General features: G+C 73.7%; 23 protein-coding genes and 1 tRNA gene. 10 read left to right on the top strand and 14 right to left on the bottom strand.

What is annotated here, in order from left to right; translation table 11 throughout:
- Positions 1-51: 51 nt before the first annotated feature.
- From msrA to epsC, 3 genes are all read left to right on the top strand, one after another.
- The gene (msrA, locus tag B1A86_RS04665) at positions 52-633 is read left to right on the top strand and encodes a peptide-methionine (S)-S-oxide reductase MsrA (protein ID WP_078026069.1); all 582 of its coding nucleotides are present in this window, start codon (positions 52-54) and stop codon (positions 631-633) included.
- 85 nt (positions 634-718) lie between these two features.
- Positions 719-1,654: a cysteine synthase A gene (gene cysK, locus B1A86_RS04660; RefSeq protein WP_078026068.1), complete on the top strand. Its 936-nt coding sequence runs from the start codon at positions 719-721 to the stop codon at positions 1,652-1,654.
- Positions 1,655-1,697: 43 nt separating this feature from the next.
- Positions 1,698-2,285, top strand: a complete 588-nt coding sequence (gene epsC / locus B1A86_RS04655) for a serine O-acetyltransferase EpsC (RefSeq protein WP_036340179.1) — start codon at positions 1,698-1,700, stop codon at positions 2,283-2,285.
- Positions 2,286-2,304: 19 nt separating this feature from the next.
- Here the strand turns inward: epsC and gndA are convergent, their stop codons facing one another.
- The 3 genes from gndA to B1A86_RS04640 form a co-directional block, all read right to left on the bottom strand.
- A complete protein-coding gene (gene gndA, locus B1A86_RS04650) occupies positions 2,305-3,867 on the bottom strand; it encodes an NADP-dependent phosphogluconate dehydrogenase (RefSeq protein WP_036340176.1) in 1,563 nt (520 codons plus the stop codon).
- A 79-nt stretch (positions 3,868-3,946) separates the two neighbouring features.
- A complete protein-coding gene (gene ppk2, locus B1A86_RS04645) occupies positions 3,947-4,861 on the bottom strand; it encodes a polyphosphate kinase 2 (RefSeq protein WP_036340172.1) in 915 nt (304 codons plus the stop codon).
- A gap of 204 nt (positions 4,862-5,065) precedes the next feature.
- On the bottom strand, positions 5,066-5,566 hold the full coding sequence (locus B1A86_RS04640) for a hypothetical protein (RefSeq protein ID WP_036312781.1): 501 nt from the start codon (positions 5,564-5,566) through the stop codon (positions 5,066-5,068).
- A 138-nt stretch (positions 5,567-5,704) separates the two neighbouring features.
- On the opposite strand from B1A86_RS04640, the gene B1A86_RS04635 reads away from it, so the two are divergent.
- The gene (locus B1A86_RS04635) at positions 5,705-6,289 is read left to right on the top strand and encodes a hypothetical protein (protein ID WP_063190369.1); all 585 of its coding nucleotides are present in this window, start codon (positions 5,705-5,707) and stop codon (positions 6,287-6,289) included.
- On the opposite strand, the gene B1A86_RS04630 is transcribed toward B1A86_RS04635, so the two are convergent.
- The 5 genes from B1A86_RS04630 to B1A86_RS04610 all read right to left on the bottom strand — a co-directional run bounded on the left by B1A86_RS04630 (position 6,276) and on the right by B1A86_RS04610 (position 8,550).
- A complete protein-coding gene (locus B1A86_RS04630; protein ID WP_036312787.1) occupies positions 6,276-6,620 on the bottom strand; it encodes an AzlD domain-containing protein in 345 nt (114 codons plus the stop codon). The genes B1A86_RS04635 and B1A86_RS04630 overlap by 14 nt on opposite strands.
- Entirely contained in the window at positions 6,617-7,444 is an 828-nt protein-coding gene (locus B1A86_RS04625; protein ID WP_231866374.1) for an AzlC family ABC transporter permease, read from the bottom strand. The genes B1A86_RS04630 and B1A86_RS04625 overlap by 4 nt, the downstream gene beginning before the upstream one ends.
- Positions 7,445-7,530: 86 nt before the next feature.
- Positions 7,531-7,604: transfer RNA gene (locus tag B1A86_RS04620), tRNA-Val, on the bottom strand.
- 15 nt (positions 7,605-7,619) lie between these two features.
- A complete protein-coding gene (locus B1A86_RS04615; protein WP_036312792.1) occupies positions 7,620-8,126 on the bottom strand; it encodes a redoxin domain-containing protein in 507 nt (168 codons plus the stop codon).
- Complete coding sequence (locus B1A86_RS04610) at positions 8,119-8,550, bottom strand: DUF3052 domain-containing protein (RefSeq protein ID WP_036340159.1); 432 nt, start codon at positions 8,548-8,550, stop codon at positions 8,119-8,121. Before B1A86_RS04610 ends, B1A86_RS04615 begins: the two co-directional genes overlap by 8 nt.
- 254 nt (positions 8,551-8,804) lie before the next feature.
- Between B1A86_RS04610 and aceE the strand changes: the two genes are divergently transcribed.
- From aceE to fabF, 6 genes are all read left to right on the top strand, one after another.
- Positions 8,805-11,555 (top strand): pyruvate dehydrogenase (acetyl-transferring), homodimeric type, encoded by a 2,751-nt coding sequence (gene aceE, locus B1A86_RS04605; RefSeq protein ID WP_063190367.1) that lies wholly within the window; start codon positions 8,805-8,807, stop codon positions 11,553-11,555.
- A 124-nt stretch (positions 11,556-11,679) separates the two neighbouring features.
- On the top strand, positions 11,680-12,882 hold the full coding sequence (locus B1A86_RS04600) for a CdaR family transcriptional regulator (RefSeq protein WP_060974030.1): 1,203 nt from the start codon (positions 11,680-11,682) through the stop codon (positions 12,880-12,882).
- Positions 12,883-12,986: 104 nt separating this feature from the next.
- Complete coding sequence (locus tag B1A86_RS04595; RefSeq protein ID WP_078026067.1) at positions 12,987-13,910, top strand: ACP S-malonyltransferase; 924 nt, start codon at positions 12,987-12,989, stop codon at positions 13,908-13,910.
- A gap of 32 nt (positions 13,911-13,942) precedes the next feature.
- Positions 13,943-14,995: a beta-ketoacyl-ACP synthase III gene (locus B1A86_RS04590; RefSeq protein ID WP_036340151.1), complete on the top strand. Its 1,053-nt coding sequence runs from the start codon at positions 13,943-13,945 to the stop codon at positions 14,993-14,995.
- Between the two features lie 61 nt (positions 14,996-15,056).
- A complete protein-coding gene (locus B1A86_RS04585) occupies positions 15,057-15,302 on the top strand; it encodes an acyl carrier protein (RefSeq protein ID WP_010078906.1) in 246 nt (81 codons plus the stop codon).
- Positions 15,303-15,478: 176 nt separating this feature from the next.
- Positions 15,479-16,723: a beta-ketoacyl-ACP synthase II gene (gene fabF / locus B1A86_RS04580; RefSeq protein WP_041103123.1), complete on the top strand. Its 1,245-nt coding sequence runs from the start codon at positions 15,479-15,481 to the stop codon at positions 16,721-16,723.
- Positions 16,724-16,751: 28 nt separating this feature from the next.
- Here fabF and B1A86_RS04575 read toward each other — a convergent pair whose 3' ends face one another.
- The 6 genes from B1A86_RS04575 to B1A86_RS04550 form a co-directional block, all read right to left on the bottom strand.
- Positions 16,752-17,255 (bottom strand): DUF3145 domain-containing protein, encoded by a 504-nt coding sequence (locus tag B1A86_RS04575; RefSeq protein ID WP_036340144.1) that lies wholly within the window; start codon positions 17,253-17,255, stop codon positions 16,752-16,754.
- A gap of 170 nt (positions 17,256-17,425) precedes the next feature.
- Positions 17,426-18,466: a tyrosine recombinase XerC gene (locus tag B1A86_RS04570; RefSeq protein WP_078026066.1), complete on the bottom strand. Its 1,041-nt coding sequence runs from the start codon at positions 18,464-18,466 to the stop codon at positions 17,426-17,428.
- Between the two features lie 57 nt (positions 18,467-18,523).
- Positions 18,524-19,792: a DNA-processing protein DprA gene (locus tag B1A86_RS04565; protein WP_078026065.1), complete on the bottom strand. Its 1,269-nt coding sequence runs from the start codon at positions 19,790-19,792 to the stop codon at positions 18,524-18,526.
- The gene (locus tag B1A86_RS04560; RefSeq protein WP_078026064.1) at positions 19,789-21,393 is read right to left on the bottom strand and encodes a YifB family Mg chelatase-like AAA ATPase; all 1,605 of its coding nucleotides are present in this window, start codon (positions 21,391-21,393) and stop codon (positions 19,789-19,791) included. Before B1A86_RS04560 ends, B1A86_RS04565 begins: the two co-directional genes overlap by 4 nt.
- Positions 21,390-21,809, bottom strand: a complete 420-nt coding sequence (locus B1A86_RS04555; RefSeq protein WP_078026063.1) for a YraN family protein — start codon at positions 21,807-21,809, stop codon at positions 21,390-21,392. Before B1A86_RS04555 ends, B1A86_RS04560 begins: the two co-directional genes overlap by 4 nt.
- A 134-nt stretch (positions 21,810-21,943) precedes the next feature.
- Positions 21,944-22,267: a DUF2469 domain-containing protein gene (locus B1A86_RS04550; RefSeq protein ID WP_002853817.1), complete on the bottom strand. Its 324-nt coding sequence runs from the start codon at positions 22,265-22,267 to the stop codon at positions 21,944-21,946.
- Between the last annotated feature and the right edge of the window lie 58 nt (positions 22,268-22,325).

Below are 22,325 nucleotides of genomic sequence, written 5' to 3'. Positions count from 1 at the left end.
GGGGCGGCGTCGTCGGGAATGAAAAGCGCGGGCCGCGTTGCTGTGCCTGCCATGACCGACTTCCCCCGTACCGAGCCCCTCGGCGCCTCCGGCGCGCCCGCCGACGTCCGCGAGCTGACGCTCGCCGGCGGCTGCTTCTGGTGCCTCGACGCCGTCTACCGTCGCGTGCGGGGCGTGCTGGCCGTCGAGTCCGGCTACACCGGAGGCGACGACCCCGCCCCGAGCTACGAGTCCGTGTGCACCGGGACCACCGGCCACGCCGAGGCGGTCCGTGTACGCTTCGACGCCGCCGTCGTGCCGCCCGAGGTGATCATGGACCTGTTCTTCACCGGCCACGACCCCACGTCGTTGAACCGCCAGGGGGCCGACGTCGGCACCCAGTACCGCTCGGCCGTCTTCGCCCACGACGAGGCCGAGGCCCGGTTCTTCGCGGACGAGATCGCCCGGGCGCAGGAGAACTATGACAGCCCCATCGTCACACGCGTCGAGCCGGCGTCCGCGTGGCACCCGGCCGAAGATATTCACCAGGACTTCTATGCGCGGCGTCGTTCCAACGGATACTGCCGTGTGGTCATCGATCCGAAGCTCGCGAAGGTGCGCCGGAACTACTCCGCGTGGCTCGTGGACGCTTGAGCGGCGCCGCGGCTCGATAGCCTGACGCAGGAACACCCACTCGATCGCCCGCGCCCCGACGCGCACCACCCCCGGAGGTATCACCATGGCCCGCATCCTCGACGACATCACCCAGGCGGTCGGCGGCACGCCCCTGGTCCGGCTGAACCGCCTCGCGAAGGACCTGCCCGGTGACGTCGCCGTGAAGGTCGAGTTCTACAACCCGGCCAACTCGGTGAAGGACCGCATCGGCACCGCCATCGTCGACGCCGCGGAGGCGGCCGGCGAGCTGAGCCCCGGCGGCACCATTGTGGAGGGCACCTCCGGCAACACCGGCATCGCCCTGGCCATGGTCGGCGCGGCGCGCGGCTACCGCGTGATCCTGACCATGCCGGAGACCATGTCCACCGAGCGCCGCGTGATGCTCAAGGCATTCGGCGCCGAGATCGTGCTGACCCCCGGCGCAGACGGCATGCGCGGCGCCCTCGAGCGCGCCCAGGAGATCGTCCGCAGCACCCCGAACTCCATCTGGGCCCAGCAGTTCGCGAACCAGGCCAACGTCCAGGCCCACTACACGGGCACCGGCCCGGAGATCTGGGACGCGTCCGAGGGCGCCGTGGACGTGTTCATCGCCGGCGTCGGCACCGGCGGCACCATCACGGGCGCGGGCCGGTACCTGCGCGAGCAGAAGCCGGACGTGAAGCTCATCGCCGTCGAGCCGGCCGACTCCCCCATCCTCTCCGGCGGCCAGGCCGGCCCGCACAAGATCCAGGGCATCGGCGCGAACTTCGTGCCGGAGATCCTGGACACCGACCTCTACGACGAGGTCTACCCGGCCACCTTCGAGGAGTCCATCGAGACCGCCCGTCGGCTCGGGACCGAGGAGGGCATCCTCGGCGGCATCTCCACCGGCGCGATCATCTCGGCCGCCCTCAAGGAGGCCGCCAAGCCCGAGTCCGAGGGCAAGCTGATCGTCGCCATCGTGTGTGACTTCGGCGAGCGCTACATCTCCACCGCCCTCTTCGAGGACATCCGCGGCTGACCGCCGCCCGCTCACCGACCGCACCGACCCGAAGGGGCCGCCCGTGGGACTGTTCTCCCGCATCAAGGAAGACATCGCGACCGTCCGCAGCCATGACCCGGCGGCGCGCGGTGACCTCGAGGTGGCCCTCGTCTACTCGGGTCTGCACGCCGTGTGGGCGCACCGCGTCGCGCACCGGATGTGGCGGCACGACCGGCTGAAGATGCCCGCGCGCGTGCTCTCGCAGGTCACGCGCGCGGCCACGGGCATCGAGATCCACCCCGGCGCGTCGATCGGTCGTCGGTTCTTCATCGACCACGGCATGGGCGTCGTGATCGGCGAGACCGCGGAGATCGGCGACGACGTGATGCTGTACCACGGGGTCACCCTCGGCGGCCGCTCCCTGGCCAAGGTGAAGCGGCACCCCACGCTGCGCGACGGCGTCGTGGTGGGGGCCGGCGCCAAGATCCTCGGACCCGTCGAGATCGGGGAGGGAACGGCGGTGGGCGCCAACGCCGTCGTCGTGAAGGACACCCCCGCCGACGCGATCGCCACCGGCGTGCCGGCCACCGTCCGACCGCGCAAGGGCCCGTCCGAGGGCAAGCCGCTCGTGGACCCCGCGGAGTACGTGGACCCGGCCCTCTGGATCTGAGGGCCGGGTCCACGCCGGGTCAGTCCTGCGTGGGGTCGCCCTCGGTCGGCTGCGGCATGACGACGGGCACGCCCTCGCCGTCCACCTCGGTGCGGTCGCCGGACCACAGCGTGTGGAAGGAACCTTCGCGATCGACGCGCAGGTAGGTGTGGGCGCCGAAGTAGTCGCGCTGGCCCTGCACGAGGGCGGCCGGCAGGCGGTCGGCCCGCAGGCCGTCGTAGTACGCCAGGGCCGAGGAGAACACCGGCACCGGCACGCCCGCGGCGACGGCGGTGCCGACCACGCGGCGCCAGGCCGGCAGGGCCTCGGCGATCGCCTGGGCGAACTCGGGGGCGAAGAGCAGGTTGAGCGGCTGGCCGGGGGCGCGGGTGCCCGGCGCCGGATGGCGGGAGGTGTCGCGGCCGCCGAAGGCCTGCATGATCACGTCGAGCAGGTCGGCGCGGATGATGCAGCCGTCCCGCCACAGCGAGGCGATGGTGCCCAGGTCCAGCGACCAGCCGTACTCCTCGGCGGCGGCCGCGAGCATGTCCATGCCCTGCGCGTAGGCCACGAGCTTGGAGGCGAACAGCGCCTGGCGCACGTCCTCCACGAACGCGTCCGTGTCCTGCGGGGCGCGCTGCGCCTCCTCGTCGACGCCGGCCGCGAGGGTCTCACGGGCGACCTCGCGCACCGCGCGCTGAGAGGACAGCGAGCGGGCGAAGACGGACTCGGCGATCGCGGCCACCGGGGAGCCGACGTCGAGACCCGAGATCGCGGTCCAGCGGCCGGTGCCCTTCTGCCCGGCCTCGTCCACGATCACGTCCACGAGCGGGCGGCCCGTGGCCGCGTCCACCTGCGCGAGCACCTCGGCCGTGATCTCGATGAGGTAGGAGGCCAGGTCGGTCTGGTTCCACGCCGTGAACACCTCGGCCTGCTCGGCGGGCTCGAGGCCGCCCACACGGCGCAGCAGGTCGTAGGCCTCGCCGATGACCTGCATGTCCGCGTACTCGATGCCGTTGTGGACCATCTTCACGTAGTGGCCGGCGCCGTCCGTGCCGACCCAGGCGCAGCACGGCTCCCCCTCAAACTGCGCGGCGATCTTCTCGAGCATCGGGCCGAGGGCCTCGTAGGACTTCTCCGGACCGCCGGGCATGATCGCCGGACCGTGCAGGGCACCCTCCTCGCCGCCGGAGACACCGACGCCCACGAAGTGCAGGCCCTTCTCGGCGAGGGCCGCCTCGCGGCGGCGGGTGTCCTCGAAATGGGAGTTGCCGGCGTCGATGACGATGTCGCCCTCGTCCAGCAGGGGGACGAGTTGGTCGATGACGGCGTCCACGGGGGCGCCCGCCTTGACCATGATGAGCACCCGGCGCGGCACGGCGAGGGACTGCACGAGCTCGGCGAGCGTCTCCGTCGCCACGAACGCGCCCTCGTCACCGTGCTCGGCCACGAGCTGGTCCGTGCGGGCCCGGCTGCGGTTGTGCAGGGCCACCGTGTAGCCGTGGCGGGCGAAGTTGCGCGCGAGGTTCGCGCCCATCACCGCCAGTCCCGTGACGCCGATGTCGGCGGCGCCGACGGGGACGGTGGTGGTCTGCTCGGTCATCGCGGGGGCCTCCTGTGGCTCGGACGGTGGGACGGGCCGTGCCGGACACGGACCCGCCCCCAGCCTACGTCGACCGCGGTCAGTCCCCCACGGCGTCGCGGCCGCGGCGCACGATCAGCGGGTCCGGGGTGCCGACGACCTCGTGGTCCTTGCCCTCGTACTCGAACTGGGACAGGAAGTAGCGCATCGCGTTGAGGCGGGCCCGCTTCTTGTCGTTGGAGCGGATGGAGATCCACGGGGCGTGGTCCGTGTCCGTGTGGAGGAACATGGCCTCCTTGGCCTCCGTGTACGCCTCCCAGCGGTCCAGGGACTCGAGGTCCATGGGCGAGAGCTTCCACTGGCGGACCGGGTCGATCTGGCGGATCGCGAAGCGCGTGCGCTGCTCGGTCTGTGTCACGGAGAACCAGAACTTGGTGAGGTGGATGCCGTCGTCCACGAGCATCTTCTCGAACAGCGGCACCTGGTTCATGAAGCGGCGGTACTGCTCGTCCGTGGCGAAGCCCATCACGCGCTCGACGCCGGCGCGGTTGTACCACGAGCGGTCGAACAGCACGATCTCGCCCGCCGTGGGGAAGTGCTGGATGTAGCGCTGGAAGTACCACTGGCCGAGCTCGCGGTCCGAGGGCTTGTTGAGGGCCACGACGCGGGCGGTGCGGGGGTTCATGTGCTCGGTGAAGCGCTTGATGGTGCCGCCCTTGCCGGCGGCGTCGCGGCCCTCGAAGACGATGATGTGGCGCTGGCCGGTGTCCTCGCCCCAGTACTGCAGCTTGAGCAGTTCGATCTGCAGGCGGTACTTCTCCAGCTCGTACTCCTCGCGCGTCATGCGCGTCTCGTACGGGTAGTCCTCTTTCCACGTCTCCACGGCACGGCCCTGCGGATCGATCAGGTCGGGATCGTTGGTGTGACCGTCCGAGACGGTGTAGCCGCCGTCGCGCAGCTTGTCGATGAACTCGCGCAGGTTCTCGCGGGGGGCGTCGGGCTGCAGCAGCTCCATGGACCGTCTCCTTCACTGGGTGCGTCACCGTGCCCGCCCGTCCCCTCCTCGGTACGACGGAGGCGGGCCGCGGCCTGTGCTCTTCACACCATTATGGGTGGGCGGCGGACGAGGAAGCCGGGCCCGGCAGCGCAGCCGGGTGAACAGCAGGTGAACCCTGGGAGGCGAACGGTCACGACCCCGGGCCGACGAACGCCGGCCGGCTCAGCCGCGCGGGCCGACGCCCAGGAGCTCGTCGATCGCCGCGACGGCGGCACGCGCCGCGTCGACGTCGGCGAACTGGGCGACGGCGTCGTCGTACCGGCGGTGCCCGGGAAGCTTGAGGCCGACGGAGGCGCCGTCCGTGGCGGGGAGGATCCAGATCCGGCCGCGCGGCTCGACGTCGCGCTGCTCGGCCACGTCGGCCTCCTCGAACTCGCGGTCGTAGCCGGCCCACTCGATACCGGGCCGCGGGGTGTCGGCACCGTCGAGGACGTCACGGCCGCCCATGCGCAGACAGGTGACGGACTGCAGGAGCGCGTCCAGGGTGCGGGCGGCGGCCTTGCCGGCCAGCTCGTCCTGGAAGAGGGCGAGGATGGACCATTGCCCGTCCTGGAGGAAGAGCATGGTCTGCTGCGCCTCGCCCCCGGTGATGACGGCGAGGTGACGGGCGGCGCCGTCGGGACGTGCGGGCAGCTTCCAGAAGCCGAGGGGGGTCGCGGACATGCGCTCCACCCTAGTGCGCCCCGGACGCCGACGACGCGCCGCCGCCCGGCCCCTGCCCCGCATCCCGGGTTGAGTTGTCGCGGGTGCGCGGGCCCGTCACCCGCGACAACTCAACCCGGGATGCGGGAGGGTGGGCCGATGGGCCTGCTCCGCGACCTCCTCACCCGCCGCTCCGCCCGCGACCGCTCCTCCGACCCGCCGGCGACGCTCGGCCGACACCTCGACAACGCCGCGGCGATCGTGGCCGCCGCACGCCGGGCGGACGTTCCCCTCGCGGTGGCGGCGGCCCTGGCCGAGCTCGAGTCCGGTGGCCGGAACGTCTTCGGGCACGACGCCGGCGGCGTGCACAGCGCCCCGCGCGGGACGGACGTCCTCGTGACCCGGGAGCGCTATGAGGAGCTCGTGGCCCGGGTGGCGCAGGGGGAGACGTCCAACGGCGTGGGGCCCGCGCAGATCACGTGGCCGCCGTACTTCGCGCAGGCGGCGGAGCGCGGTCTCCACCTGTGGGAGCCGGAGGACAACCTGGCCTTCGGGCTGGAGATCCTGCGCGGTCACCTGCGCGGCGACCTCTCCGCGGAGGGGATCGCCCGGGCGGGGACGCTCTACAACGCCGGGACGCTGTCCGACGGGGTCACCGCCTACGGCCGGCGCCTCGCCGCGGCGAGCCGCGCATGGGCCGAACGCCTGGGCGAGCCCGCCCCGCCGCCGGTCAGGCCAGGTTGACCAACAGCACGTAGGCCAGCGTGCCGGCGGCGATCGAGACCAGGGTCCGCCGCCCGGCCAGCAGATGCACGACGACGGTCACCGCCGCCGCGAACAGCGCGTGGGCCACCCGCGTCCCGTCCACGGGCTCTCCGGGGGCCAGCGCCGCGGCGTCGAGCAGCATCACCAGGGCCAGGATGGTCAGCACGCCGGCGGGCATCCACACCGCCAGCCGCGCGGCGAGCACGGACTCCCGCAACGGCTGCAGCAGGGCGAACGGCACCGCGCGCAGGCAGAAGGTCACGAGGCCCGCGACGACGGCCGCGGCCACCAGGTACGCGGCGCCGGTCATCGGGGGTCCTCCCCGGCGCCGGGCTCGGCATCCGTGCCGGCCCGCTCCCCCGTCGCGGCGACGACGGGCACCGGTCCGGTGACGGGCACGGGCTCGGGCAGCGGCAGGGCGGTCCCGCGTGCGGCGAGCACGTGGAACGCGATCAGGACCGCGGCGTAGAGGGCGAAGGCGACGACGAGCACCTGCGCCGGCGCCAGCAGCAGGGCCACCCCGACGGCGACCGCGGCCGCCAGCACGAGGGGCAGCTGGGCCCGCGTGCGGGCGGCGTCCATGGCGAGCACGATGAAGAGGGCGACGAGCGCGAACTCCAGGCCCTCCACCGGTCCGGGCAGCAGCCAGGCCACGGCCACCCCGGCGAGGCCCCCGAGCACCCAGTACGCATGCAGCGCGACCTGCATGGCGACCAGTCGGGGGCCGGTCCAGCCGCGAGGCCGGGCGGCGGCGATGGCGTAGGCCTCGTCGATCAGGGCGCCCATCGAGTAGATCCGCGCGAAGCGCCCCCGGACCACGCGCAGCGGGAAGCTGAACGCATAGAACACGTGGCGGAAGTTCACCAGGAACACCGTCACGGCGATCGTGAGCAGCGGGGTGCCCGCCACCACCAGCGAGACGAGCAGCAGCTCGACGGACCCGGCGAACACGACCACGGAGAACAGGGGTGCGACCCACGCGGGCAGCCCGGCCTGGACCACGAGCATCCCGAAGGCCATGCCCAGCGGGAACAGGCCGAGGCCGGCGCCCAGCGTCACGGCGACGCCGGAGCGCACCTCGGCCCACCGCGAGGGCGTAACGGGGGCGCGCAAGGACTCTGTCGAGGAGCTCATGATGGTGAGCATGGTCTCACACGCGCTCGGCGGGCCAGCGACATGACGGGGCGGGGTGTCACGCCATGTCACGGCCCCGCGATCGGTGCACCCGGAGGGACTCGAACCCCCGACCCTCTCGGTGTAAACGAGATGCTCTGACCGACTGAGCTACGGGTGCCGGTGTCCGTCCAGGCTACCGGTCCGCGAGCAGGTCGCGCGTCGCCGCCTCGTGCTCGCTCCGGGTGCGTGCCTGTCCCGGGGCGGCGACCACGCGCGCGGCCTCGACCCCGTCCGCGTCGAGCAGCACGGAGACGCGGCGGGGCCGCCCGGTCTCCACGTCGAAGACGTCGAGGGCACGGCAGGCCGCGCCGTGGGGCCAGAAATCGGAGAGCAGGGTGAGCGGCTCCGGCAGTGCCAGCTCCTCGCGGACGCGGCGCAGCACGGGGGCGGCATCACACGAGACCACGCGGACAGCCACATCGTCGACCGCCACGTCCTCGGCGAGCGCCCCGATCCAGCCGAGCTCGTCCGTGCACACCGGCGTGAACGCCCCGGGCAGGAAGACGAGCCACGTGCCCCGCGGCCCGGCGGCGTCCTGGGGCCCGCGCGTCGGCGGCCACGGCCACGTCTGGCCGTGGTCGTCGCGCAGCGCGGGGACGACGTCGGCGCCCCGCGTCCCGCCGGACGGGGGCTCAGCCACCGCGCTTCTGGACGAGCTTCTGAGCGGCCCAGTCCTCGGAGGCACCGGCCCCGGTGGTGGCGTGCAGGCCCGCGGTGGAGGCGGCCTCGGCGACGTCCGCCGGGCTGACGTGGCCGGGGCGCCCCTTGCGGGGGGTCATGATCCAGACGGGGCCGGCATCGAGGGAGCGCTGGGCGTCCACGAGGGCGTCCGCGAGATCCATGACGTCGCCGTCGTCCGCGCGCCACCAGAAGAGGACCGCGTCCGCCGGCTCCTGGTCGTCCTCGGTCAGCAGCTCCTCGCCGAGCGCGTCCTCGAGCGCGTCGCGGAAGGTGACGTCGACGTCGTCGTCGTACCCCCACTCCTGCACCAGGTCGCCCCTCGAGAGGGCGAGCTCCGCCAGCAGGGCGCTGTCCGTCGAGGTCGGCGTCGACCCAGCCTGCATAGTGTCCGGTCCTCCTTGATGGTGGCGGGCACTGCGGCCCGCGCCGTCGAGCGGGTGATGATGACCACCATACGCCGTGGACGCCGCCGTTCCGGGGCCTCCGGCCGGGCGGACGCGGCGGCTCCGGTCTACTCTGGGGAGGAACAGACGCACTCTCCGGGCGACGCGCCCGGCTCGGCGTCGCGGGCCCGGACCGGATCGTCTGCCCGCAGCCCACCGCGGAGCACCCCTCCGCACGAGAACCAGGAGGCACCGTGAGCGCAGCCGAAGAGAGCTCGCAGATCCGCAGCGGTCTGACCGACCAGCTCCCGGACAAGGATCCCCAGGAGACGTCGGAGTGGATCGAGTCCCTCGACGGACTCATCGAGGAGCGCGGCACGGAGCGGGCGCAGTACATCATGCGCTCCCTCATGCAGCGCGCGAGCGCCCAGTCCGTCGCCCTGCCCTACGTGACCACCACGGACTACGTGAACACGATCCCGGCGGACCAGGAGCCGGAGTACCCGGGCGACGAGGAGCTCGAGCGCCGCTACCGCAACTACCTGCGGTGGAACGCCATGGCCCTCGTGCAGCGCGCCCAGCGCGACGGCGTCGGCGTCGGCGGTCACATCTCCTCCTACGCAGGCCAGGCGACCCTCTACGAGGTGGGCCTGAACCACTTCTTCCGCGGCCAGGACCACCCGGGCGGCGGCGACCACATCTTCTTCCAGGGCCACTCCTCGCCGGGCAACTACGCCCGCGCGTTCCTCGAGGGCCGCCTGACCGAGGAGGACCTCGACGGCTTCCGCCAGGAGAAGTCCCGCCAGGGCCACGGCCTGCCCTCCTACCCGCACCCGCGGATGATGCCGCACTTCTGGCAGTACCCCACCGTGTCCATGGGCCTGGGGCCGATGAACGCCATCTTCCAGGCGCAGACCAACCGGTACCTGCACAACAACGGCATCAAGGACACCTCCGACCAGCACGTGTGGGCCTTCCTCGGCGACGGCGAGATGGACGAACCGGAGTCGCGCGGCCAGCTGCACATCGCGGCCAACGACAAGCTCGACAACCTCACCTTCGTCATCAACTGCAACCTGCAGCGTCTCGACGGGCCGGTGCGCGGCAACGGCAAGATCGTCCAGGAGCTGGAGTCCTACTTCCGGGGCGCCGGCTGGAACGTCATCAAGGTCCTGTGGGGCCGCGAGTGGGATCCGCTGCTCGAGGCCGACGACGAGGGCGAGCTCGTGCGCATCATGAACGAGACGCTCGACGGTGACTACCAGACCTACAAGGCCGAGTCCGGCGGCTTCGTGCGCGACCACTTCTTCGGCCGGTCCTCCGTCACCAAGGAGATGGTGGCGGACATGACCGACGACGAGATCTGGGGCCTCAAGCGTGGCGGCCACGACTACAAGAAGGTGTACGCCGCCTACAAGGCCGCCATGGAGCACAAGGGCCAGCCCACCGTGATCCTGGCCCACACCATCAAGGGCTACGGCCTGGGCAAGTCCTTCGAGGGTCGCAACGCCACGCACCAGATGAAGAAGCTGACGGTGGACGACCTCAAGGTGTTCCGGGACCGCCACCGCATCCCGATCTCGGACGAGCAGATCGAGAAGGACCCGTACAACATCCCGTACTACCACCCGGGCGCCGACGCCCCGGAGATCACGTACATGATGGAGCGGCGCAAGGAGCTGGGCGGCTTCGTGCCGGAGCGGCGCAGCGACTACCACGCGATCCCGCTGCCCCCGGAGTCCGCGTACAAGCAGGCCCGCAAGGGATCGGGCAAGCAGCAGGCCGCCACGACCATGGCGTTCGTGCGCCTGCTCAAGGACCTGATGCGGGACAAGAACATGGGACCGCGCTTCGTGCCGATCATCCCGGACGAGGCCCGCACCTTCGGCATGGACTCGTTCTTCCCGACCGCGAAGATCTACAACCCCAAGGGCCAGAACTACCTGTCCGTGGACCGGGACCTGTTCCTGTCCTACAAGGAGTCCCCGCAGGGGAAGATCTACCACGTCGGCATCAACGAGGACGGCGCCACCGCGGCGTTCAACGCGATCGGCACGGCGTACTCCACGCACGGCGAGCCGATGATCCCGGTGTACATCTTCTACTCGATGTTCGGCTTCCAGCGGACCGCGGACAACATCTGGGCCGCAGGCGACCAGCTCGCGCGCGGCTTCATGATCGGCGCCACCGCCGGGCGCACCACCCTCGCCGGCGAGGGCACCCAGCACATGGACGGTCACTCCCCCGTCCTGGCGTCCACGAACCCGGCCGTGAAGCACTACGACCCGGCGTACTCGTACGAGATCGCCCACATCGTGCGCCAGGGCCTGGAGGACATGTACGGCGACCACGACCGCGGGGACGACGTCCGCAACGTCATCTACTACCTCACGGTGTACAACGAGCCGATCACCCACATCGAGGAGCCCGAGGGCCTCGACGTGGAGGGCCTGCTCAAGGGCATTTACCGTCTCTCCGAGGGCCAGGGCGACGGCCCGAAGGTCCAGCTCCTGGGCTCCGGCGTCTCCGTGCCGTGGGCGCTCGACGCCCAGCGGATCCTCTCCGAGGAGTGGGGCGTGAACGCCTCCGTGTGGTCGGTAACCTCCTACAACGAGCTGTACCGCGACGCCGTCGCGGCGGAGAAGGACGCCCTGAAGGACCCGTCCGCCACCCCGCGCGTGCCCTACGTGACGCAGGCGCTGCAGGGGGCCGAGGGCCCGATCGTGGCCACCTCGGACTACTCCACCTCGTGGACGAACCAGATCCGCCCGTTCGTGCCGAACCGCTTCTCGGCGCTCGGCGCCGACGAGTTCGGCTTCGCGGACACCCGCGCCGCCGCCCGTCGGTACTTCCTCATCGACACTCACTCGATGGTGGTCCGCGCGCTGCAGCTCCTCGAGGAGGAGGGCGAGGTCGAGCGGGGCACGGCCGCGAAGGCGCACGAGAAGTACCGCCTGGACGACGTCAACGCCGGCACCACCGGCATCGCGGGCGGCGACGCCTGACCCGCATGCCGCGGGGAGGCCGACGCCCTCCCGTCCCGACGCCGGCCGCTCGCCTCCGCCAGGGAGGCGAGCGGCCGGCGTCGTCGCTGTAGGAACCCCACAACACGCGCCTAGGATGAAGCGCATGCCCGAGCCCCGCCCCGCCGCCCCTCGCCCCGTGAGCACCGACGGGCTGGCCCGCCTCAGGAGCCACCTGGGGGCCCTGAACACGGCGGTGCTGCAGCGGCTGGACGCCACCCTGCCCTGGTACCGCCGACTCACCCCGGACGAGCGCAGCGCCCTCGGGCTCGTGGCCCAGCGCGCCCTGCAGGGCTTCCTCACGTGGTTCGAGCGGCCCACCTCCACGGGCCACGTCCTGCAGGACGTCTTCGGGCCCGCGCCCACCGATCTCACCCGGGCGATCTCGCTGCAGCGGGCCCTCCAGCTCATCCGGACGATGGTGGACGTCGTCGAGACGCGGGTGCCGGAGCTGCTGGCCGAGCGCGACCAGGCGCCCGTCCGCGAGCACATCCTCCACTACTCGCGCGAGGTCGCGTTCGCGCTCGCAGACGTGTACGCCCGGGCCGCGGAGATGCGCGGAGCGATGGACTCGCGGCTCGAGTCGGTCCTGCTGGACGCGGTGCTGCGCGGGCAGGACCCGGACGAGATCCGGCACCGGGCCACCGCGCTGGGCTGGCGTGGGGACCACGACGTGATGGTCATGGCGGGTCTCGCCCCGGGGCAGGACAAGCCCGCGTTCATCCCGGACCTGCGGCGGGCCGCGGCGAGGCTCGACTGCGACCTGCTCGTGGGCGTGCAGTCCGAACGGCTCGTCCTCGTGGTCGGCTCGGTGCGGGACGCGCGGGCGGTGGGCGAGGCGCTCGCGCCCTGGTTCGCGCCGGGACCGGTGATCGTGGGACCCGTCGTGGACTCGCTGGTCTCGGCGCACGTCTCGGCGCGGCACACCCTCGCCGGGCTCAGCGCCGCGGCCGCCCACCCCCGGGCGAGCCGGCCCACCCCGGCGGAGGACCTGCTGCCCGAGCGGGCGCTGCTGGGCGACCCCACGGCCCGGGAGGCCCTCGTGGACGGGGTGTTCACGCCCCTGGCCGACGCCGGCACCTCCCTGCTGGAGACCGTGGACGCGTACGGCGCGCTGGGCCACTCGCTCGAGGGCACGGCCCGCGAGCTGTTCGTCCACGCGAACACCGTGCGGTACCGCCTCAAGCGGGTGGCCGAGGTGACCGGCTGGGACCCGCTGGTCCCTCGCGACGCGTACGTCCTGCAGACCGCGATCACCCTGGGCCGGCTCGCGGGGGCGCGGCCGACGACCGGGACAGGCTCGGACTGAGCCGGGGCGGCGCCCCCCCACTTGTAGAAACCCTCCAAACCCACTGGCCGTGCTTCGTGGCGCGATCTGCCCGGGATGGCGGCCGATCCTGACACGATGGAGGAATGCTTGCCATCGTGTGCCCCGGACAGGGGTCCCAGACGCCCGGCTTCCTCGCCCCCTGGCTCGAGCTGGACGGGACCCGCGACCTGCTCGCATCCCTCTCCGACGCCGCGGGCGTGGACCTGATCCGCCACGGCACCGAGTCGGACGAGGAGACCATCAAGGACACCGCCGTCGCCCAGCCGCTGATCGTGGCGGCCGGCCTGGTGGCCGCCGCGGCCCTCGAGGCGGACGCCGCCGCACCGAAGTCGACCGTCGTGGCCGGCCACTCCGTGGGCGAGGTCACCGCGGCCGCCGTCACCGGCGTGCTGTCCCCCGCCGAGGCCCTCTCCCTGGTGCGCGTGCGCGCCACCGGCATGGCCCGGGCCGCCGCGGCCACGCCCACGGGCATGGCCGCCGTCGTGGGCGGGGACCAGGACGAGGTCCTCGCGGCCATCGACGCGGCGGGCCTGGCGCCCGCCAATGTCAACGGCGCCGGCCAGATCGTCGCCGCCGGCACCGCGGAGGCCCTCGGCGCGCTCGCCGAGTCCGCCCCCGCCCGCGCCCGCGTGATCCCGCTCAAGGTGGCCGGCGCGTTCCACACGGAGCACATGCGCCCCGCCGTGGACGACCTCGCGACCCACGTCGCCGGCCTCTCCCCCTCGGACCCGCGCCTGCCCCTGCTGTCCAACCGGGACGGCGAGACCGTCGAGTCCGGCACGGACGTGCTCGCCCGGATCGTGGACCAGGTCACCCGCCCGGTCCGCTGGGACCTGTGCATGGCGACCATGGCCGCGCGGCAGGTCACGGGGGTCCTGGAGCTGCTGCCCGGTGGCACACTGACCGGACTGGCCAAGCGCGGCCTCAAGGGCACAGCGCAGCTCGCCGTGAAGACCCCCGAGGACCTGGACGCCGCGCGGGCGTTCCTGGCCGAGCACTCGGCCTGAACCCCGCGCACCGCCCGGCAGAGAGAGGCACCATGACCGTCACCCTGAAGCAGCACGAGCGCCCCGCGGCCAGCCGCATCGTGGCCGTGGGCGCCTACCGCCCGGCGAACCTGGTCCCGAACGAGGACCTCATCGGCCCCATCGACTCGTCGGACGAGTGGATCCGCCAGCGCACCGGCATCGTCACACGCCAGCGCGCCACGGCGGAGGAGACCGTGCCCGTCATGGCCGTGGGCGCCGCCCGGGAGGCCCTCGAGCGGGCCGGCCTGCAGGGCTCGGACCTGGACGCCGTGATCGTCTCGACCGTCACCTTCCCGCACGCCACCCCCTCGGCCGCGGCCCTCGTGGCGCACGAGATCGGGGCCACCCCGGCACCCGCCTACGACGTCTCCGCCGCGTGCGCCGGCTACTGCTACGGCGTGGCCCAGGCCGACGCGCTCGTGCGCTCCGGCACCGCGCGGCACGTGCTCGTGGTCGGCGTCGAGCGCCTCTCCGACGTCGTGGATCCCACGGACCGTTCCATCTCCTTCCTGCTGGGCGACGGCGCGGGCGCCGTGATCGTGTCGGCCGCGGACGAGCCGGGCATCTCCCCCTCGGTGTGGGGTTCGGACGGGGAGCGCTGGTCCACGATCTCCATGACGCACTCGCAGCTGGAGCTGCGCGATGCCGTGGAGCACGCCCGCACCACGGGCGACGCCTCGGCGATCACCGGCGCGGAGGGGATGCTCTGGCCCACGCTGCGCCAGGACGGGCCCTCCGTCTTCCGCTGGGCCGTGTGGTCGATGGCGAAGGTGGCCCGCGAGGCCCTCGACGCCGCGGGCGTGGAGCCCGAGGACCTCGCCGCGTTCATCCCGCACCAGGCCAACATGCGGATCATCGACGAGTTCGCCAAGCAGCTGAAGCTGCCGGAGTCCGTCGTCGTGGCCCGGGACATCGCGGACGCCGGCAACACGTCGGCCGCGTCCATCCCGCTGGCCATGCACCGTCTGCTGGAGGAGAACCCCGAGCTCTCCGGCGGCCTGGCCCTGCAGATCGGCTTCGGCGCCGGGCTGGTCTACGGCGCCCAGGTGGTCCGCCTCCCCTGAGGCGGCGCCGTCTGATTCACTGTCCACGTACACCTCACACCCCTACCGAAGGAGACGCCCCATGGCTTCCAAGGAAGAGATCCTCGCCGGCCTCGCCGAGATCGTGAACGAGGAGACCGGTCTCGACACCGCCGAGGTGCAGCCGGAGAAGTCCTTCACGGACGACCTGGACATCGACTCGATCTCGATGATGACCATCGTGGTCAACGCCGAGGACAAGTTCGGCGTGAAGATCCCGGACGAGGAGGTCAAGAACCTCAAGACCGTCCAGGACGCCGTCGACTTCATCGACGGCGCCCAGGCCTGATCGGCCCACGACGGCGGCGGGCCCGGCCCGCCCCGTCCCCTCGGTGAGCGCCGGGGGCGCGTGAGCGCCCCCGGCCCCCGACACCCTCGACTTCCGGCACCCCGGCGAGCGCCGCGCATCGTGCCGACGACACCCCTCCGCCCGATCCCCACTCGAGACCCAGAGGCAGCAGACCCATGACCCGCACCGCAGTGATCACCGGCCTCGGCGCCACCACGCCCATCGGCGGCGACGTGCCCACCTTCTGGTCCCACGCCCTGCAGGGCGTCTCCGGTGCGCGCACCATGGAACACGACTGGGTGGAGAAGTACGAGCTGCCCGTCACCTTCGCGGCCGAGCTGGCCGTGCCCACCTCAGAGGTCCTCTCCAAGGTGGAGCAGAAACGCCAGGACCCGGCCACCCAGATGGCGACCGTCGCCGCGCGCGAGGCCTGGAAGGACGCCGGCCTCGAGGGCGCGGAGGTCGACGGCGACCGGCTCGCCGTGGCCTTCGGCACCGGCATCGGCGGCGTGTGGACCCTCCTGGACGGCTGGGACACCCTGCGCGAGCGCGGCCCGCGCCGCGTGCTGCCCATGACCGTCCCGATGCTCATGCCCAACGGCGCCGCCGGCGCGCTCTCCCTCGAGTTCGGCGCCCGTGCCGGCGCCCGCACGGTGGTGTCCGCGTGCGCCGCCGGCACCGAGGCGCTCGAGACCGCGCTGCTGCTCGTCCGCTCCGGCCAGGCCGACGTCGTGATCTGCGGCGCCGCCGAGGCCGCCGTGCACCCGCTGCCGATGGCCGCGTTCGCCGCGATGCAGGCGCTGTCCAAGCGCAACGACGACCCACAGGCCGCGTCCCGCCCCTACGACGTGGACCGCGACGGCTTCGTCCTCGGTGAGGGCGCCGGCGTCATGGTGATCGAGTCGGAGGAGCACGCGAAGGCCCGCGGCGCGCGCGTGTACGCCGAGCTGGCCGGCGCGGGCGTCAGCTCCGACTCCCACCACATCACCGCGCCCGAGCCCGAGGGCCTGGGCGCGACCCGTGCGATGCGCGCCGCCCTGAGGTCGGCCGACATCACCCCCGAGGACGTGTGCCACGTGAACGCCCACGCGACGTCCACACCCAAGGGCGACGCCCCGGAGTACCTGGCCATGCGGGCCGTGTTCGGCGACCACCTGGACCAGGTGCAGGTCTCGGCCACGAAGTCCCAGACCGGCCACCTGCTGGGCGCCTCAGGCGCGATCGAGTCGATCCTGTCCGTGCTCGCCGTGCACCACGGCCAGGCGCCCGTGACCATCAACCTGGACCACCAGGACCCGGAGATCCCGCTGAACGTGGTCACCGGCTCCCCCGCCCGCCTGCCCGAGGGGCCGCGCGTGGCCGTGAAGAACTCGTTCGGGTTCGGCGGCCACAACGCGGTGGCCGTGTTCCGCAGCGTCTGAGCCGGAGCGCCGCCGGCCGGGCGAAGGCTCAGACAGCGCGGTGCAGCCAGCGCACGTTGGCGTGGGCGGCGGCCAGCCGGAACGGCTCGAGCTCATCGTCCCAGGCCTCGCCGAGCGCGAGGGAGAGTTCGTGCATCAGCACGCTGGGGTCGCCCGCACCGGCCTCGTAGGCGTACCGGATGCGGTCCTCGGAGACCATGATGTTGCCGGAGACGTCCGTGGTGGCGTGGAAGATGCCGAGGTCCGGGGTGTGGGACCAGCGCGAGCCGTCGACCCCGGCGGACGGCTCCTCCGTGATCTCGAAGCGCAGGTGCGGCCAGCCACGCAGGGCGGAGGCCAGACGCGCGCCGGTGCCGGCGGGCGCCGTCCAGTGCACCTCGGCGCGGTGCTGGCCGGGCGCGACCGGCTGACCCTCCCACTCCACCGAGGTCGCGGGGCCGAGCACGGAGCTCAGCGCCCACTCCACGTGGGGGCAGAGGGCGGTGGGGGCGGAGAGGATGTGGACCACGCCGCGGGTATGGGTGCTGGTCATGGATGCCTCCGAGGGTGCGATGCGGTGCGTCTTCCCCTACGACCACGTCGCGGCTCCGGTGGATCCTGGGGCCATTGTGCACCAGGGATGCCGGGCCGGCAACGAGGCGGTGCGCCGCCGCGCGTGTCGCGGTGGCGCAGTGGAGGGGCCGGGGGCGCTCCGGGGAGGCGTCAGGCGCGTGGGTGGGCCTGCCGGTAGCCCTCGCGGAGGCGATCGATCGAGACGTGCGTGTAGACCTGCGTGGTGCGCAGGGATGCATGGCCCAGCAGCTCCTGCACGCTGCGCAGGTCGGCGCCGCCGTCGAGGAGGTGGGTCGCGGCCGTGTGGCGCAGCGCGTGCGGCCCGCGGGCCGCGGTGTCCCCCAGGCCCTCGAGCGCCCGGTCGACGACGGTGCGCGCCTGGCGCACCCCCAGCCGGCCGCCGCGTGCGCCGAGGAAGAGGGCGGGGCCGGAGTCCGGCCGGGCCAGGCGGGGGCGACCGAGCCGCTCCCACGCCTGGAGGGCGCGGCCCGCGGGTGCGCCGTAGGGGACGGTGCGCTGCCGGTCTCCCTTGCCGGTCAGCCGGACGACGCCGCGGCCGGCCTCGAGGTCGTCCACGTCCAGGGCGGAGAGTTCGGCCACCCGGGCGCCCGTGGCGTAGAGCAGCTCGAGCAGGGCGGCGTCCCGCAGGGCCAGCGCGTGGGCGGCGGGGTCGTCGCCCGCGGCGGCCGCGTCCACACGCTCCTGGGCGGCCGCGAGGAGCCGGGTCGCCTGCTGCTCCTGGAGCACGTGGGGCAGCGTCCCCTCGGGCCGGGGCGAGCGCAGCCGCAGGGCGGGGTCGTCGGAGCGCAGGCCCTCGCGGCGCAGCCAGGCCGTGAAGGTGCGGACGGCGGCCACCCGGCGGGCCAGGGTCGCGCGGGCGAGGCCGGACCCGCTCATGGCCGCCAACCAGCCGCGCAGGTCCTCGATGTCCAGCTCGGGGAGGACGTCCGGTGCGCTGGGCCCGTGGCGAGCGGGAGCATCGTCGTCCACGGGGGGCGTCCCCGCGGTGGCGGCTGTGCCGGCGACGTAGTCGATGAGGGAATGCAGATCGGCGAGGTACGCGCGCACGGTCTGGGGGCTGCGGTTCCGCTCGTGGCGCAGGTGCTCCTCGAACGCCTCGAGCCAGGCCGTGTCCCGGGGCGAGGGGGCGCGCGGGGCCGGGGCGGGACGGACGGAGGACGACGGGGCCATCCCCCCACTCTGCCATCCGCCCCAGGGCGGCGCCGCCCGGGAGCACGCGGCCGGAGGTCATCCCCGCCGCCACCGGTCCTCGACCCGTTCGGCCAGGCCCGCCCGCTGCAGCCGGGACAGGCAGGCCAGGACGGTGGGCAGCGCGAGCCCGGCGCTGACGGTGATCCGGTCGGCGGGCACGGCCTGGCGCAGGGGCAGCGCCTCGTGGACGAGGGCCTCCTCCATCGTGAGCCCGTCGGTGGGCCTTGCGGCGGGCTCGGGAGCTGCCCGGGCGGAGGTCCTCCCGCCCGTGTCGCCGCTCCGGGCGGGCCCCTGACCGAGCAGGGCGAGGGCCTCCTGCTCGGTGGTCACGAGACGGGCGGGGCTCTCCTGCAGCAGACGGTGGCAGCCGGCCGAGCTGGGCGAGGTCACGGGGCCGGGGACGACGCCCACCTCGCGGCCGAGGCCGAACGCGTGGCCCGCCGTGTTCTGCGCCCCCGACCGCCAGCGCGCCTCGACCACCAGCACGGCCCCCGCGAGCGCGGCGATGACCCGGTTGCGCTGCAGAAACCGGTACCGCGTGGGACTCGCACCGGGCGGCATCTCGGACACGAGCAGCCCGGCGGCCATCACCGCGCGAAGCAGGTCCTCGTGGCCGGCCGGGTAGAACCGGTCGAGGCCGCCGGCCAGCACCGCCACCGTGGGCGGGACGCCGTCGCGATCCGCCGCGTCTTCCGGTGCGGCGGGCGCCTGCAGCGCGGCCCGGTGGGCGGCGCCGTCGATGCCGTACGCACCGCCGGAGATCACGCACGCGCCCTGCTGGACGGCGTGGGCGGCGCAGCGGGCGGTCACGGTCCGTCCGTACGCGGTCGCCTCCCGGCTGCCGACGACGGCGAGCATCCGGTCCGCGGGAGGCAGCGTTCCGGAGCCGCGGAACCACAGGCCCAGGGGCGCCTCCTCGCCCAGGTCCGCCAGGGCGGCGGGCCAGGCGTCGTCTTCGGGGATCAGCAGGCCTCCCCCGAGCCGGTGCAGAGTCACGAGGTCACGCTCCGGCTCCAGCCGGGCGGCCCGGGGCGCCCAGCGGGCCAGCCCCGCGGCCCAGCGCCGGGGCAGCGTGTCGGGCGCGCCGGCGAGATCGGCGAGCAGATCGCGCTCGGCGGGCTGGATCGTCTCCCGGCCCGTGAGCAGGGCGAGCGCCCGCTCCGGCCCCAGCGCCGTGACGGTCTGCACCGCGAGCGCGTCCCCGGGCTCGACCAGCCGGGTCAGGGCGGCGCGGGCGAGCCGGGCGGCGTCCGGCCGGCGCGGCCCGGCGACGTGGTCTGCCGCCGGGGTGACGTGGGTGGTCATGCGTCCTCCTCGTTCTGGTGGCGCAGCGTGAGTGCCACGTCGGTGTCCTCGGGTGCGGGCCGTTCGGCGCCGCGCAGGTCTGCCAGGGTCCAGGCGAGGCGCAGGACGCGGGCGTGGCCGCGCGCGCTCAGCAGGCCCTGGTCGACGGCGTCGTCCGCGGGTCGGCGGGCCGCCCGGGGCACGGCGTACGGGCCGTGCCGCAGCACCCCGGCGGGGACGTGTGCGTTGCGGCGCAGCCCAGGCGGGACGACCCCACGCTCGGCGGCGGTGGCCCAGCGCCGGGCCTGCCGGTCGGCGGCGGCGGCGACCCGGACGGCCACCTGTGACGTGGTCTCGGAGGCGGGCGCCCCCGTGAGCTGCCTGGCCTCGACGGGCCGCACGGTGACCTGCAGGTCGACGCGGTCCAGCAGCGGCCCGGAGAGCCGCTGGGCGTAGCGGCGGCGTTCGGGCACGCTGCACCGGCATTCGACGCCCGTGCCGCCGCCCTTGCCGCACGGGCAGGGGTTGGCGGCCAGCACCAGCTGGAACCGGGCCGGGTAGACGACGGCGCCGAGGGCCCGGTGCAGCAGCACCTCCCCGGACTCGAGGGGCTGGCGCAGCGCCTCGAGGGTGCGCCGTTCGAACTCGGGGGCCTCGTCCAGGAACAGCACGCCGCCGTGGGCGAGGGAGGCCGCTCCCGGCCGGGCGAGGCCGCTGCCGCCGCCCACGAGGGCCGAGCGGGACGCCGAGTGATGGGGTGCCTCGAACGGCGGGGTCCGGTCGATCTCGCCGTCGAACCCCTGGGACGTCCCGCCCCTGCGCCGGACCCGGGCGTCGCCGCCGCGAAGGGAGCGCAGGGCGGCGCACTCGAGCGCGGTGCGCCGGTCCAGGGGCGGCAGGATCCCGGGCAGGCGCTCGGCGAGCATGGTCTTGCCCGCCCCCGGGGCGCCCATGAGCAGCAGGTGGTGGGCGCCGGCCGCGGCGACCTCGAGCGCGAACCGGGCCTCGGCCTGTCCGGCGACCTCGGCCAGGTCGGGCACCGCACGGGTCGGCTCCGGTTCCGGGGCTGTCACCTGCCGTCGGGCCGGGCGGTGGGGCGGCTCTCCGTCCGGTTCCCCGCCGAAGGCGCGGATGACGTCGTGCAGATGGGCGAAGCCGCGGACCTCGGCGCCGGGGACCAGTCGGGCCTCGGCCTCCGCATCCTCGGCGACGACCACCTCGGAGCACCCCGCGTCGACGGCGGCCATCACCATCGCCACGGTCTCCGGCGAGCGGTGCAGGGCGCCGTCGAGGCCGAGCTCGGCCAGGAACACGGGCCCCTCGACGTTCCGCACCCGCCCGTCCGCGGCGTAGGCCGCCAGGACGATCGCCAGGTCGTGGCACGCACCCCGCTTGTGCACCCCCGCCGGCAGCAGGTTCACGGTCAGGTGCCGCCGGGTCAGGGGCAGTCCGGCGTTGCGCGCGGCGGAGCGGATGCGGTCCCGGCTCTCCTGCAGCGCCTGGTCCGGCAGGCCGAGGAGGGTGAACCCGGGCAGGGACTGGGCGATGTCCGCCTCGACGTGCACGACCTCCCCGCGCAGACCCGCCAGCGTGATGGAGCGGGTGCGTCCGATGCCGCTCACGGCCGCACGTCCTGCAGCAGATCGAAGCGGATCCCGCCCGTGCGCGGCACCAGCACGGCGACGGCGTCGACGCGCCAGGGCGTCCCCCGGCGGTCCGCGGCGTGGGCCCGCACCCACGCCGCGGTGAGGCGGTGCAGCCGGGTGAGCTTGCGCCGGTCGATCGACTCGAACGGGTCGCCGAAGGCCAGGCCCGAGCGGGTCTTCACCTCGACGCCCACCCACCAGCCGGCGTGGTGGGCCACGATGTCCAGCTCTCCGGCCTCGCCCCGCCAGTTGCGGTCGGCGATCACGTAGCCGCGCTCGGCGAGCCAGCGCGCGGCGGCGTCCTCACCGAACCGGCCCAGCGCCGTGTGCGCGCGGCTGGCGCGCCTCTCTCCGGGCGGCTGCGCCCCGACCTGTTCCGCGGTCCCCGTCATCCCGACCACCTCCTGGGCACCAGGGTGGTCCCGGGCGAGGCCGCGGGGTGGGCGGCGGCGGGGATTGTGCGGGGCCGGACGCCTGTGCAGGAGTGGACGTCTGCGTCCCGTCCTCTGGACCGCTCAGGGGTGGGTCAGCTCGGCAGCTGGCCGTCCGGCGGGACCGTCAGGTCCTCGGTGGGCAGCTCCTCGATGTTCACGTCCTTGAAGGTCAGCACCTTCACGCGCTTGATGAACCGCTGCGTGCGGTACACGTCCCACACCCAGGCGTCCTCGAGCAGGATCTCGAAGAACACGTCCCCGTCCGCCTGGCGGGGCGTCAGCCGCACGTCGTTGGCGAGGTAGAAGCGCCGCTCGGTCTCCACGACGTAGCGGAACAGGCCCACCACGTCCCGGTATTCGCGGTAGAGCAGCAGCTCGGCCTCGGCCTCGAAGTCCTCGACGTCGTCTGCGCTCATGACATGCCTCCTCAGTGTTCGCCGCGCACCCGCGACAGTCCGGGCACGCACGGCCTCC

The organism is Micrococcus sp. KBS0714, from assembly GCF_002008305.4.
Classification (GTDB): domain Bacteria; phylum Actinomycetota; class Actinomycetes; order Actinomycetales; family Micrococcaceae; genus Micrococcus; species Micrococcus luteus.
This window is presented reverse-complemented; position numbering and strand designations above follow the sequence as displayed.

Bases quoted from the DNA above. Each gene is read 5' to 3' on its own strand.
- B1A86_RS04610 (WP_036340159.1), bottom strand. From the start codon at position 8,550: ATGCAGGCTGGGTCGACGCCGACCTCGACGGACAGCGCCCTGCTGGCG.
- B1A86_RS04630 (WP_036312787.1), bottom strand. From the start codon at position 6,620: ATGACCGGCGCCGCGTACCTGGTGGCCGCGGCCGTCGTCGCGGGCCTC.
- B1A86_RS04585 (WP_010078906.1), top strand. From the start codon at position 15,057: ATGGCTTCCAAGGAAGAGATCCTCGCCGGCCTCGCCGAGATCGTGAAC.
- B1A86_RS04625 (WP_231866374.1), bottom strand. From the start codon at position 7,444: ATGAGCTCCTCGACAGAGTCCTTGCGCGCCCCCGTTACGCCCTCGCGG.
- B1A86_RS04635 (WP_063190369.1), top strand. From the start codon at position 5,705: ATGGGCCTGCTCCGCGACCTCCTCACCCGCCGCTCCGCCCGCGACCGC.
- gndA (WP_036340176.1), bottom strand. From the start codon at position 3,867: ATGACCGAGCAGACCACCACCGTCCCCGTCGGCGCCGCCGACATCGGC.
- B1A86_RS04550 (WP_002853817.1), bottom strand. From the start codon at position 22,267: ATGAGCGCAGACGACGTCGAGGACTTCGAGGCCGAGGCCGAGCTGCTG.
- B1A86_RS04555 (WP_078026063.1), bottom strand. From the start codon at position 21,809: ATGACGGGGACCGCGGAACAGGTCGGGGCGCAGCCGCCCGGAGAGAGG.
- B1A86_RS04600 (WP_060974030.1), top strand. From the start codon at position 11,680: ATGCCCGAGCCCCGCCCCGCCGCCCCTCGCCCCGTGAGCACCGACGGG.
- fabF (WP_041103123.1), top strand. From the start codon at position 15,479: ATGACCCGCACCGCAGTGATCACCGGCCTCGGCGCCACCACGCCCATC.
- B1A86_RS04640 (WP_036312781.1), bottom strand. From the start codon at position 5,566: ATGTCCGCGACCCCCCTCGGCTTCTGGAAGCTGCCCGCACGTCCCGAC.
- B1A86_RS04575 (WP_036340144.1), bottom strand. From the start codon at position 17,255: ATGACCAGCACCCATACCCGCGGCGTGGTCCACATCCTCTCCGCCCCC.
- cysK (WP_078026068.1), top strand. From the start codon at position 719: ATGGCCCGCATCCTCGACGACATCACCCAGGCGGTCGGCGGCACGCCC.
- B1A86_RS04590 (WP_036340151.1), top strand. From the start codon at position 13,943: ATGACCGTCACCCTGAAGCAGCACGAGCGCCCCGCGGCCAGCCGCATC.
- B1A86_RS04565 (WP_078026065.1), bottom strand. From the start codon at position 19,792: ATGACCACCCACGTCACCCCGGCGGCAGACCACGTCGCCGGGCCGCGC.
- msrA (WP_078026069.1), top strand. From the start codon at position 52: ATGACCGACTTCCCCCGTACCGAGCCCCTCGGCGCCTCCGGCGCGCCC.
- B1A86_RS04595 (WP_078026067.1), top strand. From the start codon at position 12,987: ATGCTTGCCATCGTGTGCCCCGGACAGGGGTCCCAGACGCCCGGCTTC.
- B1A86_RS04570 (WP_078026066.1), bottom strand. From the start codon at position 18,466: ATGGCCCCGTCGTCCTCCGTCCGTCCCGCCCCGGCCCCGCGCGCCCCC.
- ppk2 (WP_036340172.1), bottom strand. From the start codon at position 4,861: ATGGAGCTGCTGCAGCCCGACGCCCCCCGCGAGAACCTGCGCGAGTTC.